14 protein-coding genes are annotated in these 14,934 nt (G+C 57.7%); 5 read left to right on the top strand and 9 right to left on the bottom strand.

Annotated elements, in window-relative coordinates; genetic code table 11:
* Positions 1–3: 3 nt before the first annotated feature.
* The 4 genes from proB to rplU form a co-directional block, all read right to left on the bottom strand.
* Positions 4–1,122 (bottom strand): glutamate 5-kinase, encoded by a 1,119-nt coding sequence (gene proB, locus ACVBEG_RS01205; protein WP_322182872.1) that lies wholly within the window; start codon positions 1,120–1,122, stop codon positions 4–6.
* Between the two features lie 92 nt (positions 1,123–1,214).
* Entirely contained in the window at positions 1,215–2,438 is a 1,224-nt protein-coding gene (gene cgtA / locus ACVBEG_RS01200; RefSeq protein ID WP_219062601.1) for an Obg family GTPase CgtA, read from the bottom strand.
* Positions 2,439–2,646: 208 nt separating this feature from the next.
* Positions 2,647–2,922, bottom strand: a complete 276-nt coding sequence (rpmA, locus tag ACVBEG_RS01195; RefSeq protein ID WP_048359284.1) for a 50S ribosomal protein L27 — start codon at positions 2,920–2,922, stop codon at positions 2,647–2,649.
* Positions 2,923–2,956: 34 nt separating this feature from the next.
* Positions 2,957–3,268: a 50S ribosomal protein L21 gene (rplU, locus tag ACVBEG_RS01190; protein WP_219062603.1), complete on the bottom strand. Its 312-nt coding sequence runs from the start codon at positions 3,266–3,268 to the stop codon at positions 2,957–2,959.
* Between the two features lie 239 nt (positions 3,269–3,507).
* Between rplU and ACVBEG_RS01185 the strand changes: the two genes are divergently transcribed.
* Both ACVBEG_RS01185 and ACVBEG_RS01180 read left to right on the top strand, forming a co-directional pair.
* The gene (locus tag ACVBEG_RS01185; RefSeq protein ID WP_322218045.1) at positions 3,508–4,476 is read left to right on the top strand and encodes a polyprenyl synthetase family protein; all 969 of its coding nucleotides are present in this window, start codon (positions 3,508–3,510) and stop codon (positions 4,474–4,476) included.
* Between the two features lie 199 nt (positions 4,477–4,675).
* On the top strand, positions 4,676–4,918 hold the full coding sequence (locus tag ACVBEG_RS01180; protein WP_322182024.1) for a PA4570 family protein: 243 nt from the start codon (positions 4,676–4,678) through the stop codon (positions 4,916–4,918).
* Positions 4,919–5,007: 89 nt separating this feature from the next.
* Here the strand turns inward: ACVBEG_RS01180 and ACVBEG_RS01175 are convergent, their stop codons facing one another.
* From ACVBEG_RS01175 to ACVBEG_RS01160, 4 genes are all read right to left on the bottom strand, one after another.
* Positions 5,008–5,625: an FKBP-type peptidyl-prolyl cis-trans isomerase gene (locus ACVBEG_RS01175; protein ID WP_219062606.1), complete on the bottom strand. Its 618-nt coding sequence runs from the start codon at positions 5,623–5,625 to the stop codon at positions 5,008–5,010.
* Between the two features lie 143 nt (positions 5,626–5,768).
* A complete protein-coding gene (locus tag ACVBEG_RS01170; RefSeq protein WP_322182027.1) occupies positions 5,769–6,074 on the bottom strand; it encodes a DUF6482 family protein in 306 nt (101 codons plus the stop codon).
* A 366-nt stretch (positions 6,075–6,440) separates the two neighbouring features.
* Positions 6,441–6,770, bottom strand: a complete 330-nt coding sequence (locus ACVBEG_RS01165) for a PA4575 family protein (protein WP_322182029.1) — start codon at positions 6,768–6,770, stop codon at positions 6,441–6,443.
* Positions 6,771–6,940: 170 nt separating this feature from the next.
* Positions 6,941–9,391: a Lon protease family protein gene (locus ACVBEG_RS01160; RefSeq protein ID WP_322182031.1), complete on the bottom strand. Its 2,451-nt coding sequence runs from the start codon at positions 9,389–9,391 to the stop codon at positions 6,941–6,943.
* A 281-nt stretch (positions 9,392–9,672) separates the two neighbouring features.
* Here ACVBEG_RS01160 and ACVBEG_RS01155 point away from each other — a divergent pair, with 281 nt between their 5' ends.
* From ACVBEG_RS01155 to ACVBEG_RS01145, 3 genes are all read left to right on the top strand, one after another.
* Positions 9,673–10,161 (top strand): DUF3015 domain-containing protein, encoded by a 489-nt coding sequence (locus ACVBEG_RS01155; protein ID WP_322182032.1) that lies wholly within the window; start codon positions 9,673–9,675, stop codon positions 10,159–10,161.
* Between the two features lie 89 nt (positions 10,162–10,250).
* Positions 10,251–12,125 carry an Lnb N-terminal periplasmic domain-containing protein gene (locus ACVBEG_RS01150; RefSeq protein ID WP_447107287.1) on the top strand — a complete coding sequence of 625 codons (1,875 nt, stop codon included), beginning with the start codon at positions 10,251–10,253 and terminating at the stop codon, positions 12,123–12,125.
* A gap of 94 nt (positions 12,126–12,219) precedes the next feature.
* Positions 12,220–12,717, top strand: coding sequence for a GreA/GreB family elongation factor (locus ACVBEG_RS01145; RefSeq protein ID WP_322182036.1), 498 nt, complete (start codon positions 12,220–12,222; stop codon positions 12,715–12,717).
* A gap of 197 nt (positions 12,718–12,914) precedes the next feature.
* On the opposite strand, the gene ettA is transcribed toward ACVBEG_RS01145, so the two are convergent.
* The gene (gene ettA, locus ACVBEG_RS01140) at positions 12,915–14,579 is read right to left on the bottom strand and encodes an energy-dependent translational throttle protein EttA (protein WP_322182038.1); all 1,665 of its coding nucleotides are present in this window, start codon (positions 14,577–14,579) and stop codon (positions 12,915–12,917) included.
* Positions 14,580–14,934: the final 355 nt, after the last annotated feature.

Raw genomic sequence — 14,934 nt, 5'->3', positions numbered from 1 at the left:
CGTTCACACCAGAATCAGGTTATCCCGATGCACCAACTCCGGCTCAGCCATATAGCCCAATACACGGACGATGGCCTCGGATGATTGGCCGATGATTTTTTGAGCCTCCAGCGCACTGTAGTTGCTCAAGCCTCGGGCAATCTCACGACCGTCCGGCGCCACGCACACCACCATTTCACCGCGACGGAAGCTGCCCTGCACCAACTTGACGCCCACCGGCAGCAAGCTTTTATTGCCTTGTGCCAAAGCGACCACCGCACCTGCATCGAGCACCAGGGTGCCGCGCGTTTGCAGATGCCCGGCCAGCCACTGTTTACGCGCTGCCAGCATTTCCCGCTCAGGTGACAGCAGTGTGCCCAGCCGCTCGCCCGCTTTAAGCCTCGCCAGCACGCGCTCGATACGCCCACCAACGATAACGGTGTGCGCCCCGGAACGCGCAGCCAGACGCGCCGCGCGCAGTTTGGTCTGCATGCCACCACGACCCAACGCGCCGCCGGTACTGCCCGCAACAGCGTCCAGTGCCGGATCATCGGCACGCGCTTCGTGAATCAGTTTCGCATCAGGATTGTTGCGCGGATCAGCATCGAACATGCCGTCGCGATCAGTGAGGATCACCAACAGATCAGCTTCAACCAGGTTCGCCACGAGCGCCGCCAGCGTGTCGTTGTCACCGAAACGGATCTCGTCAGTGACCACCGTGTCGTTTTCGTTGATCACCGGGACCACGCCCAGCTCGACCAAGGTGCGCAACGTGCTGCGTGCATTCAGATAGCGTTTACGGTCAGACAGGTCGTCGTGAGTCAACAGGATCTGCGCGGTATGGCGACCATGCTCGGCGAAACTCGACTCCCACGCCTGCACCAGGCCCATCTGACCGATGGCCGCAGCGGCTTGCAACTCGTGCATGGCCGTGGGTCGCGCCGTCCAGCCCAAACGACTCATGCCTGCCGCGACAGCACCGGAAGAAACCAGTACCAGTTCGACGCCCGCCTCGTGCAACGCCACCATTTGCTCGACCCAGACACCCATTGCCGCCCGATCCAGGCCCTTGCCATCAGCGGTCAGCAAGGCACTGCCGATTTTCACGACCCAGCGCTGGGCACCCGTCACTTTGCTGCGCATCATCTTCCAACCTTAGCCAGAGAATTTTGGTTAATACAAATCCGAGATACTAAAACGCCGCTATTAAGCGGCGTTTAGTTTACTGCACCCGATCAGTCACGGACGTAAATGATTTCCGGACCATCTTCATCGTCCTCTTCATCATCGCCCCAAACATCTTCTTCGGCATCATGCACGCTCTTCACGCCGCTACGGCGCAGAGCACGCTGATCGTCCAGCGCTTGCAGCTGCGCACGCGCCTCGTCTTCGATGTTCTGATCCAGCTCGGCCAGCTCACGGGCGAACGCCGGATCTTCAGCGATACGCAGGTTACGCTCTTCGAGGTAACGCATGATGTCGCGGCTAAGCTGCTCGGTGCCTTGCTTGGAGATCGCTGAAATGACGTAGACCGGACCGGTCCACTCCAAACGATCCACGATTTCCTTGACCCGCTCTTCGTGCTCCTCTTCGAGGATCTGGTCGCACTTGTTGAGTACCAGCCAGCGATCACGCTCAGCCAGTGACGGGCTGAACTTGATCAGCTCGTTGACGATGACTTCAGCCGCGTCCGGTGCACTGGTGTCATCCAGCGGCGCCATGTCGACGAGGTGCAGCAGCAAACGCGTACGCGCCAAATGCTTGAGAAAACGAATCCCCAGACCGGCACCGTCGGAAGCACCTTCGATCAAGCCTGGAATATCGGCTACCACGAAGCTCTTCCAGCGATCGACGCTGACCACACCCAGGTTCGGAATCAACGTGGTAAACGGATAATCCGCCACTTTCGGTTTGGCCGCAGACACAGAACGAATAAAGGTACTTTTGCCCGCGTTTGGCAGGCCCAGCAGACCGACGTCCGCCAACACTTTCAATTCCAGCTTGAGATCACGCTGATCGCCGAACTTGCCTGGCGTGGTCTGACGTGGCGCACGGTTGGTGCTGGATTTGAAACGGGTGTTGCCCAGGCCGTGCCAGCCACCGCTGGCCACCAGCAAGCGCTGACCAGCCTTGGTCAGGTCACCAATGATTTCCTGAGTAGCCGCATCGATCACCGTGGTGCCGACCGGCACACGCAGCACCATCTCTTCGCCTTTCTTACCGGTGCAGTCAGCACTGCCGCCGTTGGAACCGCGCTCAGCATCGAAGTGCCGGGTGTAACGGTAGTCGACCAAGGTGTTCAGGTTTTCGTCGGCGATCATGTAGATCGAGCCGCCATCACCGCCGTCGCCGCCGTTAGGGCCGCCGTTCTCGATGAACTTTTCCCGACGGAAGCTCATGCAACCGTTGCCGCCATCACCTGCTTTTACTCGAATCGAAACTTCATCTACAAACTTCATAACGCACGCCTCCCGCCACAGGGACGAGCTGAAAAACACAAAGACATAAGACTCTTGCAAAAATGAGCGTTGCGATACCGATCAGAAACCAGCAGCCCCAGGGGCCCACATCACAACAGCCCGCACAAACAGTTTTGCGAGAGACTCACCTACATCTACAAACAAAAAAGCCCCGTCGCTAGACAGGGCTTTTCCAGCAACTACGTGATTATGCCGCGACGACTACAGTCTTCGGGACAATGCTCACATAACGGCGACCGAAGGCGCCTTTAACCTGGAACTTGATCACGCCTTCCACTTTCGCGAACAGGGTGTGATCTTTGCCCATACCAACGCCGTAGCCAGCGTGGAATTGGGTGCCGCGCTGACGCACGATGATGTTGCCCGGAATGATTGCCTGGCCGCCATACATCTTGACGCCAAGACGCTTGGCCTCTGAGTCGCGACCGTTACGGGTACTACCACCAGCTTTTTTGTGTGCCATGAGTTCAATACTCCAAATAGTGGATTAGGCTGAATTAAGCCTGAATACCGGTGATTTTGATCTCGGTGTACCACTGGCGGTGGCCCATACGCTTCATGTGGTGCTTACGACGACGGAACTTGATGATGCGAATCTTGTCGTGGCGACCTTGGGAGATCACTTCAGCGACTACAGTGGCGCCAGGAACGACTGGAGCGCCGATGCTGACGTCGTCGCCGTTGCCGATCAACAGAACACGATCAAAAGTCACTGATTCGCCGGTAGCGATTTCCAGCTTTTCGATCTTCAGGTATTCGCCCGGGGCGACTTTGTACTGCTTGCCACCGGTAACAATTACTGCGTACATGGTATTTCTCCGTTAATCCTGCTCACCCAGCTCTTTATAAGTAGAGTATTGGCTGGCATGGCTGCATTGGGCTGGAACGGCCCGTTGCAATTGCGTAAGGCAGGTGCTGCCCAGGAAAGTTAGGGTGCGCGATTGTACGCAAGGCGCAAAAGCGATGCAAGTGCCTAATCAGGATACCTTGACAGGGTCAGGCCCTAGACCTAGCATGCCGCGCAACCCTTTTGGAGCGCCTGTCGCTGATGCAACCCCAAGCTTTCTACCGCACGGTGGCGGACGACTTTAGTGCCGTTGACGTCATTATCAAAAAGCAGCTGGCGTCACGCGTGCCGTTGGTGTCGAAAATCGGCGACTACATTACCTCGGCCGGCGGTAAACGCCTGCGTCCTTTATTGGTACTGTTGTGCGGCAAAGCGCTGGGGCGCGAAGGCGATGACCTGCGTCTGCTGGCGGCTACCATCGAGTTCCTGCACACCGCCACCCTGCTGCACGACGACGTGGTCGACATGTCCGGTATGCGCCGTGGCCGCTCCACCGCCAACGCCTTGTGGGGCAACGCCCCCAGCGTATTGGTCGGCGACTTCCTGTACTCGCGTTCTTTCGAGATGATGGTTGAACTGGGCTCGATGCCCGTGATGAAAATCCTCTCCAAAGCCACGCGCGTCATCGCAGAAGGCGAAGTGCTGCAGTTGTCGAAAATTCGCGACGCCAGCACCACTGAAGAAACCTATATGGAAGTGATTCGCGGCAAGACAGCCATGCTGTTCGAAGCCTCGACTCATAGCGCTGCAGCCTTGTGCGGCGCCACCCACGAGCAAAGTGAAGCCCTGCGCACGTTCGGCGATCACTTGGGCGTGGCCTTCCAGCTGGTCGACGATCTGCTGGATTATCGCGGCGATGCCGAAACCCTGGGCAAAAATGTGGGTGATGATCTGGCAGAAGGCAAACCTACCCTTCCGTTGATCTACACCATGCGCGAAGGCACGCCAGAACAGGCTGCACTGGTGCGCCAGGCTATCCAGAAAGGTGGCCTGGAGGACCTGGAAAGCATTCGCGAAGCCGTCGAAAACGCGGGCGCCCTGGATTACACCGCACAACTGGCCCGTGATTACGTCGCCAAGGCCATTGCTTGCCTTGAAGTGCTGCCAGCGAGCGAATACCGCGATGCGTTGATCGAGCTGAGTGAGTTCGCGGTAGCGCGCACGCACTGAGACACAGCGGCACCCCATTTACAGACACGTCAGCTCCAGAATCGCGTACACCGCGACAGGTGCACCCGGCACAGATTATGTGCGAGGACTGACGTGTCTGCGAATGCGACCTCGCTCCCCCGCCAATCAAATATCCAATAGTCCCTTGCTATTATATTAATAAGAATTATTCTCATCTAAACCCGGAAGGAGATGAGACATGACTTATTTGATTGATGCCTGGCTGGACCGCCCACACCCTTACCTGCGAATCATCCATCGTGAAACCGGAGAGGTTTGCGCGGTGTTGGAAGAGGACGCGCTGGACGAACTGCGTGATCAGGGGGATCTGGACGTTACAGGACTGTGTTCGAGCGAACCCTGCGTACTGAAGGAAATGGTGCGAAATCTGTTTTTATTTTGCTACGCGCGGGCGCTACGCCCTGCCGGTGAACTGCACTGAACATGCGCGCTGAACGCAACATGCCTGCCTGTCATGATTGAACGGATCAGGACGATCCGTTCAACCATCATCTGCTTACAACGCGACGGTTACAGAACGTCCAGCAGCTCGACGTCAAATACCAGAACGCTGTGCGGAGGAATGCCGCCGACGCCTTGTGCGCCGTAAGCCAGTTCGCTCGGAACGTGCAGACGCCATTTGCTACCGGCGTTCATCAGTTGCAAGGCTTCAGTCCAGCCGGCAATCACGCCACCAACCGGGAATTCAGCAGGCTCGCCGCGATCGTAAGAGCTGTCGAACACCGTACCGTCGATCAGCGTGCCGTGGTAGTGGGTGCGAACCTGATCTTCGCGCGATGGCTTGGCGCCTTCACCGGCGTTCAGGATTTCGAATTGCAGACCTGAAGCCAAGGTTGTAACGCCCTCACGCTTGGCATTCTCAGCCAGGTAAGCCAGGCCAGCACCCGCAGCTTGTTCAGCCTTGGCCGCTGCTTCTGCCTGCATGATTTCGCGGATGACTTTGAAGCTGGCAGACATTTCGTCCTGACCTACACGGCTTTCTTTACCGTGGAAGGCGTCATTCAGGCCCGCCAGGATCGCGTCCAGGCTGATGCCCGGTGGCGGGTTATCACGCAGCTGGTCACCCAACTGACGACCAATGCCGTAGCTGACGCGGGTTTCGTCGGTGGACAAGTTAACTTCGGACATAACACTGCTCCGCTGAGGGGGCGCTTGGAAAAGACCGGACGTGGGCACGCTGAGCGGCTAATCCACGGCTCGCCTGAAGACGCCCCGAACCAAAAGGGCAAGCAGCCTAGCACAGATGAGCAAGCGCTCCCTACCCGCAGGTATCACCACGCAGAGTGGAAGGCTATCGGCACACTCAGGGGTTGTTCGTCGACATTGTGCAGACCGCACATTTCGTCGTGAACCACGGCGTGCACCAGATTGAACGGCACCTTTGGCAAGGTGTGCAGCAGATCCCGAGCATGCTCCACGGAGCGTAAGTGCAAGGTTTTGCCGTTCAAGTCATTGAGCGGGTACGCCACGCCACGTACGCGGGCCTCCAGTAAATAGATGCCCCCTTCCATAGAGATCAGATTCAATTCATCCACAAGCCCTGCATGGGCAAAAGCGGTCAGTTCCTGAAGATTCATGAGAAGGCCCTGTCAAACTGTACCGATGAGTCAGAAGTATAAGTCTTGTACAGGACGGCGAAATCACAACCTGGAAATGACACCGCCCGTCCATTACCTCTCCGAAGAACGCAAGGGCCAGACGTCTGATGGTGGATGGTCAAAACTCTTAGCACTTTCATCGTCCCAGCCAAGCTACTCACACATGCTTAAAAAATCGTGGCCGTTTGTGCAAAATGGTTGATAGGTACTGTAAGAAAGATTCACTCGAGCAAAACTATAACCAAGGATATAGAAGCAGGGAGCGCCCCGGGGGGCTCCCTGACACACGTTAAAAACAACAGCACCCGACGAGAACGTGTAACGAACCTCGTCAGCGCCGCGAACTCAAACCGGGGACATTCGCTGACAACGCGAACCTTCTCCGTTTATGCGACGCAACTCGCCTTGCAGGTGTACCTGCCAAATGGGGACGTCTTCGGCCACCTGATAGCCGTGCAACGTCAGGCTTTCGGCAATGGCCATCAATACCGATTCAGCGGCCAGTGGCCCATGGAAAGGCCCTTGAGCCTTGAGTGCGGAGGGTTGCTCGTCAGACATGCCGGCGGCGAACAGTAACGTCCACATACCGTTATCTCCTGAGAGCGGGCGAATCACACATTCGATACGGGTGACCAGACCCAGACATTGGCGGGTAAGACAGAGGCTGCGCGACATGGCGAGCTCCTCGGTAGATACAGTGTTCGCCCCTCGAACCGCAGGAAGGAGCGCGTCAGTCCTTTTGACAACTGTGATATGTGCCAGAGTAGAACAAAAGCAGAATTCGAAAAGCACCCGCAGTGACTGGGCGCCGAATGGTCATGCCACCACTGCGGCGCCCTGCCCTTTCAATCCGCTTTTTTTGCCAAGGCCTTGAGTTCCGGCTGCAACTGCGCCGGTTCTTTCCCCAGTTCCTTGAGCTCTTCATCACTGAGCATCTCGGCAATGTCCCGCAAACGCTCAACCACACGGGCGTTAACGCTGCCTTCCGGGAACTGACCGTCTTCATCTGGCGCACCGGCAGGCTCGCCAACCAACAGGCTCAGCGCCTCATCGGCCTGACGCACCGCGTACACATGGAACTGCCCGGCACGCACGGCTTGCAGCACACGCTCGTCGAGCATCAGGGTGGCCACGTTCGCCTGCGGAATGATTGCGCCCTGCTCGCCAGTCAAGCCACGCGCTTCGCAGAGACGGAAGAAGCCTTCGATTTTTTCGTTGACCCCGCCCACCGCCTGCACTTCACCAAACTGATTGATTGATCCGGTAATGGCGAAACACTGCTTAAGCGGTGTTTTCGACAGTGCCGAAATCAAGGTGCACGCTTCGCCCAGTGACGCACTGTCGCCATCCACATACCCGTAGGATTGCTCCAGAGCGATGCTCGCGGAAATCGCCAGCGGGAATTCCTGCGCGTAGCGGCTGCCCAGATAGCCCGTGAGAATCATCACCCCCTTGGAGTGGATCGGCTGACCCAGGTTGACCTCGCGTTCGATATCGACAATACCGCTGCCTCCGGGATAAACCGTCGCCGAAATCCGCGCAGGTACGCCAAACGCCGAGTCGCCGACTTCCAGCACCGTCAGCCCGTTGCACTTGCCCACGGCCGCACCGGCGGTGTCGATCAGGATGATGCCCGCGAGCATGTCGTCGAGAATCCGCGCCGACACCCGGCCCGTGCGCGTGGCCTTGGCCTTGAGCGCGCGCTCGATGTGCCCGGCATCGGTCTTGTCGTCACTGGCCAGTTGGCGAATGAAATCCGCCTCGCTGACCAATTGGAACAGGTCTCCGATGCGCGCCGATAACCGGCCCTGATGCTCAGCCAGGCGGGCGCTGTACGTGGCCAGGCGGGCGACAGCGTCAGCGGTCAACGGTGCCATGCCTTCTTCGGAGGTGCGGGTTTTGAGCAACTGGGCGAACTGCTCCAGCGTCTCGTCGCCCATCGGGATGTCTTCATCGAAATCCACCAGTACCCGGAACATCTCCTGAAAATCCGGATCGGCGTCTTGCAACGCGTAATACAGTGAACGCGCACCAATGATGATGACTTTGACCTGGAGCGGGATCACTTGCGGGGTCAAAGTCACCGTCGCCAGACGACCCAACTCGCCCAGAGGCGATTCCATTTTCAACTTGCGCGATTGCAAGGCGCGCTTGAGCGCATCCCAGACAAACGGCTCGCTGAGCATTTTTTCGGCTTCGAGCACCAGAAAACCACCGTTGGCCCGATGCAGTGCACCGGGGCGCAGTTGACGGTAGGTGGTGTATAGAGCGCCTTGATCGGTGCTGTATTCGATGCGCCCGAACAGGTTGTCGTAGGTGGGATGCGGTTCGAAAATCACCGGCGCGCCCGAATTGACCGGGTGGTCGACCACCAAACTCGGGCAGTATTGTTCTTCGAGCAGCTTGCGCGCCTCGGCGTCGGTCTTGCTATCGTCGACCAACTGCTCGACCACGGTTTTCAGCAGGTAGACCTGCACCCCTTGCAGGTAAGCGCAGACCCCGGCGTTCTCGTCGTACTTCTCGGACAACGGCGCCAGCAACGGCTGCAAGGCCAGGGTGATGGTTTCTTCATTCAACTGACGCATCTGGTTGCTGGATTCACGCTTCCATTGCGGCAGGCTGGCCAGCTCCTCGTTGAGGCGCTCTTCCAGACCGGAAATGTCGGTATGAAAACGCTCACGGTCCACTTCAGGCAACTGCGAAAATTCGGCCTCGTCCAGCGCCTTGCCTTCGCTCATCGGTGTAAAGGCAATGTTGGTGCTGTCGCGGTAAAGGGCGACTTCTTTTTCCAGGGCCAAGCGCTCGATAACGTCCAGCGCTCGGTCATAACGTTGATTGAATGCGCGGTCGATGGCGCTTTTTTTCTGTTGGTACGACGGGTGTTCGAACACCGCCGGGAAGGTCGCCAGCAGGTTATCGATCAGGCCATTGATATCCGCAATGAACGCACCCGCGCTGCCAGGAGGCAACTCCAGTGCGCGCGGCTCGCGCGGTTCATCGAAATTATTGACGTAAACCCAGTCCGACGGCGTCTCCATGCGCTTGCCTTCGGCTTTGAGGTAGCGCTTGACGAAGGAGAAGCGGCCGGTACCGGGCTCGCCCATCACAAATACGTTGTAACCGGGGCGCGGCATGGCCACGCCAAACTGTAAGGCTTCGACTGCTCGCTCTTGGCCGAGCACACCGCGAAAGGGTTCCAGATCATTGGTTGTCGTGAAGCTGAACTGTTCAGCGGAGAAAGGACGTGTCAGCGCTTCAGGCGCAAGACGCAAGCTGGCAGCAACAGGATCGGGCATCGGACATCCTTACATCGAGCGGGGCAGATAGCGGCATTCTGGCGCTCGCTGCACCCCGCTGGCAAGGCACGGTGCGGCCGATTTTTTTGCACGTAAAAGCTTCACTCTCCTTAATGGGAGAAAAGTCTCCAACCCTATAACAATTTGCAATAAATCACGGAACCCCTGGATCGGACCTAAACTCAAACTTGCGCAGCCAGTCATAACAACTCTGGCTTGCCCTGGCGCAATGACCGGCCAGGAACCTTGACCCTTGGTTGATCACAAAAGAGACTAAAGCTATGAAACGGATTCTTCTTGGTACTCTCTTCACCGTCGCATCCCTCAACGCCATGGCCCAAGCGCCAGGTGGCCCGGATTGCGGCTGGGGCAATATGCTGTTTGAAGGCCAGCGTGGAACTCCAGCCCACTTTCTGGCTTCCACCACCAACGGCACATCGGGTAACGCCACCTTCGGCATGACCTCCGGTACAAACGGCTGCTCCACCAACGCTGCCTTGACCTACGGCGGTAAATCCTGGCTTTCCATGAACGGCATGATGGACGAGCTTTCCAAAGACATGGCCATGGGTCAGGGCGAAGCGCTGACCACGTACGCGGTCGTGTTGGGCGTTGCACCACAAGACCGTGCGCATTTCGCCGCAGTCACCCACGAGCACTTCCAGCAGATTTTCAGCAAAGCAGATACAACGGCCGAAGATGTCCACAACAACACCCTCGCGGTGTTGAAAAACGACCCTCTTCTGGCGAAATACGCAACTCAGGCTTAAGCTCGCACCGCCTGCCCCCGCCTCAGGGGGCAGGCCCCTGTTTACGACCCCGAACATTGATTGCCCTGCCTCCTGACTAGTTGCCCTCTATGCTCAAACGCCTTGGTTATGTGGCGCTCTGTATCTGCATCTGCGCCCCGCTGTATGCCTCGCCGCATATCGACAATGATCGCTTGCAGCAACTGGCAAATACGCAGTTCTGGATATCCCTGGGGCACTATGAAACGGCCAAGCTGGGTGGCTGGCGCAGCTATGTAGATGACCCCAAATTTTTTCTTGCTGCCAACGGTGCCCACGATCCTGCAGCGGAACTGAGCGCCACGCTCGATGCGATTTATGCCCCCGTCAGCAGCTTCGACACCCTGGCTCAAAATAACCACGCCCAATGCGTTTACCCGGCACGGACCCGCTGGCTGCGTGACCAATTGCAGCTGAGCGACCTGCCCGCCGTAGACTGCAAAGAATTCAAGCAATGGTTCAAGGACGTGGCACCCGACAGCGCCGTGTTGATCTTTCCGGCCGCTTACTTGAACAGCCCTTCCTCCATGTTCGGTCACACCCTGTTGCGCATCGACCAGGCTGACGTGCAGACCAATCACACCGCCCTGCTCAGCTATGCAATTAACTTTGGCGCGTACATCGAAGGCATGGACAACAGTATTCTGTACGCGTGGAAAGGCTTGATGGGCGGTTATCCAGGCCTCTTCGCACTGGTGCCTTACCAGGAAAAACTGTCCGAATACCGCAGTCTGGAAAACCGTGACCTTTGGGAATACCGGCTGAACCTGACCCACGAAGAAACCGGGCGGATGGTCGAGCATGTCTGGGAGCTCAAGCAGATTCGCTTCAGCTATTTTTTCTTCGACGAAAACTGCTCGTATCGCTTGTTGGAGCTGCTACAAGTCGCACGACCCGGCCTGAACCTGACCCAGCACTTCCCGCTGACAGCGATCCCGACCGACACCGTACGCGCCGTGAAAGACGCAGGTCTGGTGGAGAGAACCGACTATCGCCCGTCCCGCGAGCGAGAGTTGCTCAGCCGCGCCGCGCCCCTTGAGAGTGAAGAACAGCAATGGGTGCTAAAGGTCAGCGCCGATCAGAAGCAATTGCAAAACAGCGATTACCTGACCCTGCCCAAAGAACGCCGCGCGTTGATTCAGGACGCCGCCTACCGCCTCGAACGCTATCGCGCAAATGGTCTGGAACGCGATACAGAACGCTCACAGCGCAGTTTCGAGCTGCTGCGTGCGATCAACCAGAATCCCCCGCCACCACTGGACATCGCACGCCCCGGCTTAACGGAAGACGGCCATGAGTCTCGTACCTGGCAATTGGGCGCGGGCAGCCGTGATGACAAGGCGTTCGCCGAATATGGCCTGCGCATGGCGTATCACGACCTGAACGACAATGCCTATGGTTTCCCGCTGGGCGCGCAGATCGAGATTCTCCAGCTAAAATTACGTCAATACGAAGGGAATCACTGGCAGGTCCAACAGTTCGATCTGGCAACCATTCGCTCGCTGACTCCACGCAACGCCCTGCTCCAACCCTGGTCCTGGCAAGTCTCCGGCGGACTGGAACGGGTGCTGGGTAAACATGCCGATGAAACCCTGGTCAGCCACGTCAACGGTGGCGGCGGCGGCACTTGGCAACTGACCGACGACATGCTCGGTTTCGCATTGGGCACCGTGCGCATCGAACACAACGCCGACTTCGCGGCCCTTGTTTCGCCTGCTGCAGGCTTCAACACTGGCCTGCTGTGGCGCAACCCGCTGGGCAACCTGAGCCTGGAAGCCAAGGGAGATTACTTCACCAATGGCGAAGTACGCCGCAGCATCAGCCTGAACCAGCAATGGGAACTGTCACGTAACCTCGGTCTGCGCCTGAGCGCCCAACGCGAGTACAGTCAACTGGCTTCGCCGGTCAACGAAGTGATGCTGGAAATGAAGTGGTATCACTATTGATCTTCAGCGTCTTCACGAACGCTTTCGCGGATAAATTCGCGGGTAATGCGACGCGACCATCACCGTTCTAAAACCCACTAAAGGGAGAAAAGCCATGAGTCGCGCCTTCGTCAATGAAGATCAAGCCGCCGAGCAAGCCGACCAACCGGTGGAACGACGAGTCAGCGAGCAGCCCAACTACGTGACCGCCCGCGGCCTCGTGCAGTTACAGACGCATGTGGCCGAGTTGCAAGCGCAGTACAGCGAACAATCGGCCCAGGGAGATCAAGCTGACAAACAACGTCAGGCCGACATCGAGCGCGATCTGCGCTACTTCAACCAACGCCTGCAAAGCGCCCAAGTGGTCGTACCGGCCCTCTCGACTGACAAGGTTCACATAGGTAGCTGGGTGACGTTCGCCGATGAGAGCGGCGCAGAGCAACGGGTGCAGTTGGTGGGTGAGGACCAGGCCGATGCGGCCAGCGCCTTGATCAACTGGGGCTCACCGCTGGGCCGAGCGTTGCTGGGCGCGCAACCGGGCGATGAGGTGCTATGGAAGCGCCCTGCGGGGGATCAGTTGATTGAGGTGATCAGGATAGAGGCGGAGGCTTGATTTATTGCGATCACTTCGTGATCGTTCGCAGACAAGTCAGCTCCCACGGCCTAGCGGTCAGACACGGAGGCCGTGTGGGCAGTGCTTTTAGGAACTGACTTGTCTGCGAAGACGGCATCTCAGACACAAGCGATATGCCTGAACTAAACCCCACATGAAAACGGAGCCCGAAGGCTCCGTTTTCATGGCAGATCAAATCACGCCAGTTTCTTGTGACGTACCCGGTGCGGCTGGGCCGCGGCTTCGCCGAGGCGTTTTTTACGGTCAGCCTCGTACTCGGTGTAGTTACCTTCGAAGAACACGGCTTGCGAGTCATCTTCGTACGCGAGGATGTGCGTCGCTACCCGGTCCAGGAACCACCGATCGTGGGAGATCACAATGGCAGCGCCCGGGAAGTCGAGCAACGCTTCTTCCAGCGAACGCAGGGTTTCCACGTCGAGGTCGTTTGACGGTTCGTCGAGCAGCAGCACGTTGCCGCCCTCTTTGAGTGTCAATGCCAGGTGCAAGCGACCGCGCTCACCGCCAGAGAGGTCCTTGACGAACTTCTGCTGATCGCCACCTTTGAAGTTGAAGCGGCCAACGTAGGTGCGCGACGGGATTTCATAGTTGCCGATGCGGATCACATCGGAACCATCGGAAACCGCCTGGAACACCGATTTGCTGCCGTCCAGATCGTCGCGGCTCTGATCCACGCACGCCAGCTGCACGGTTTCACCGACTTCAATCGTGCCGGAGTCCGGTTGTTCCTTGCCCATCAGCATGCGGAACAAGGTCGACTTACCTGCACCGTTACCACCAATAACCCCGACGATAGCGCCTTTAGGCATGGAGAACGACATGTTGTCGATCAGCACGCGATCGCCATAGCCTTTGGAAACGTTCTTGAACTCGATGACCTTGTCGCCCAGACGTGGACCGGCGGGGATGTAGATCTCGTTGGTTTCGCTGCGCTTCTGGAATTCCTGCGATTGCATTTCTTCGAAGCGTTGCAGACGGGCCTTGGATTTCGATTGGCGCGCCTTGGCACCTTTGCGAACCCACTCCAACTCGTCTTTCATGGCCTTTTCATGAGCCGACTGCTGCTTGGATTCCTGGGCCAGACGATCGGACTTGGCTTCAAGCCAACCCGAATAGTTGCCCTCGTAAGGAATACCGGCACCGCGGTCGAGCTCAAGAATCCAGCCAGCGACGTTATCCAGGAAGTACCGGTCGTGCGTGATCGCAACCACTGTGCCCGGGAAGTCGTGGAGGAAATGCTCCAGCCAGGCGACGGAATCGGCGTCCAGGTGGTTGGTCGGTTCGTCGAGCAACAGCATATCCGGCGCGGACAGCAGCAGACGGCAAAGGGCCACACGACGCTTTTCACCACCGGACAGGAATTCGATCTTCGCGTCCCAGGCCGGTAGACGCAGCGCATCGGCGGCGACTTCCAATTGACGGTCCAGGTTATGACCGTCGCTGGCTTGCAGGATGGACTCAAGCTTGGCCTGTTCGGCAGCCAGCTTGTCGAAGTCGGCATCCGGCTCGGCGTATTCGGCATACACCTGATCAAGGCGCGCCTGTGCATTTTTGATCACGCTGACCGCTTCTTCGACCACTTCACGCACGGTCTTGGTCGGGTCCAGCTGTGGTTCTTGCGGCAGATAGCCAATGTTGAGCTCAGGCATTGGCCGAGCTTCACCGTCGAACTCAGAGTCGACACCGGCCATGATTTTCAACAGTGTGGATTTACCCGAACCGTTCAAGCCCAGCACACCGATCTTGGCGCCAGGGAAAAACGACAGGGAGATATTTTTCAAAATTTCCCGCTTCGGCGGCACAACTTTGCTCAGCCGATGCATGGTGAAGACGTATTGAGCCATGGAAAGAAAACCCGGTATCTGTAACTGTGATAAAGCGCGGGCTTAGAGCGCGCCTCGAAAATAGCGGTGCAATTTTATTTATCTCCGGCGCTTGCCGCCAGAGAGATTGACCCTTTGATTGAAAATGCGCCGACCGGACATCGATTGCCGACATCACGTTATCTGGATATGGATCAATGCTTGCAGGCAGTGAAATCACTATCGTTAGAAACGGCCTAAACCGCACATCAAGCAAAGCTACCCGAATGCATCCGTCAGGGCAAACCATCCGGCCTAATGGGACTGGCACTTAGCCACGCATCAAGGCATGCTAGCCGCCCTTTGGGCGCCCGGTTTATAGTGCATCTCGCATTCG

Source organism: Pseudomonas sp. GG8 (assembly GCF_052976945.1).
Note: the sequence above shows the minus strand (reverse complement) of the source record. Positions and strands in the feature narration are given on the sequence as shown.

Coding starts and splice junctions, on each gene's coding strand:
- ACVBEG_RS01170 (WP_322182027.1), bottom strand. CDS start 6,074: ATGAATCTTCAGGAACTGACCGCTTTTGCCCATGCAGGGCTTGTGGAT.
- rpmA (WP_048359284.1), bottom strand. CDS start 2,922: ATGGCACACAAAAAAGCTGGTGGTAGTACCCGTAACGGTCGCGACTCA.
- ACVBEG_RS01165 (WP_322182029.1), bottom strand. CDS start 6,770: ATGTCGCGCAGCCTCTGTCTTACCCGCCAATGTCTGGGTCTGGTCACC.
- ACVBEG_RS01180 (WP_322182024.1), top strand. CDS start 4,676: ATGACTTATTTGATTGATGCCTGGCTGGACCGCCCACACCCTTACCTG.
- ACVBEG_RS01160 (WP_322182031.1), bottom strand. CDS start 9,391: ATGCCCGATCCTGTTGCTGCCAGCTTGCGTCTTGCGCCTGAAGCGCTG.
- cgtA (WP_219062601.1), bottom strand. CDS start 2,438: ATGAAGTTTGTAGATGAAGTTTCGATTCGAGTAAAAGCAGGTGATGGC.
- ACVBEG_RS01155 (WP_322182032.1), top strand. CDS start 9,673: ATGAAACGGATTCTTCTTGGTACTCTCTTCACCGTCGCATCCCTCAAC.
- ACVBEG_RS01150 (WP_447107287.1), top strand. CDS start 10,251: ATGCTCAAACGCCTTGGTTATGTGGCGCTCTGTATCTGCATCTGCGCC.
- ACVBEG_RS01175 (WP_219062606.1), bottom strand. CDS start 5,625: ATGTCCGAAGTTAACTTGTCCACCGACGAAACCCGCGTCAGCTACGGC.
- proB (WP_322182872.1), bottom strand. CDS start 1,122: ATGCGCAGCAAAGTGACGGGTGCCCAGCGCTGGGTCGTGAAAATCGGC.
- ACVBEG_RS01145 (WP_322182036.1), top strand. CDS start 12,220: ATGAGTCGCGCCTTCGTCAATGAAGATCAAGCCGCCGAGCAAGCCGAC.
- ettA (WP_322182038.1), bottom strand. CDS start 14,579: ATGGCTCAATACGTCTTCACCATGCATCGGCTGAGCAAAGTTGTGCCG.
- rplU (WP_219062603.1), bottom strand. CDS start 3,268: ATGTACGCAGTAATTGTTACCGGTGGCAAGCAGTACAAAGTCGCCCCG.
- ACVBEG_RS01185 (WP_322218045.1), top strand. CDS start 3,508: ATGCAACCCCAAGCTTTCTACCGCACGGTGGCGGACGACTTTAGTGCC.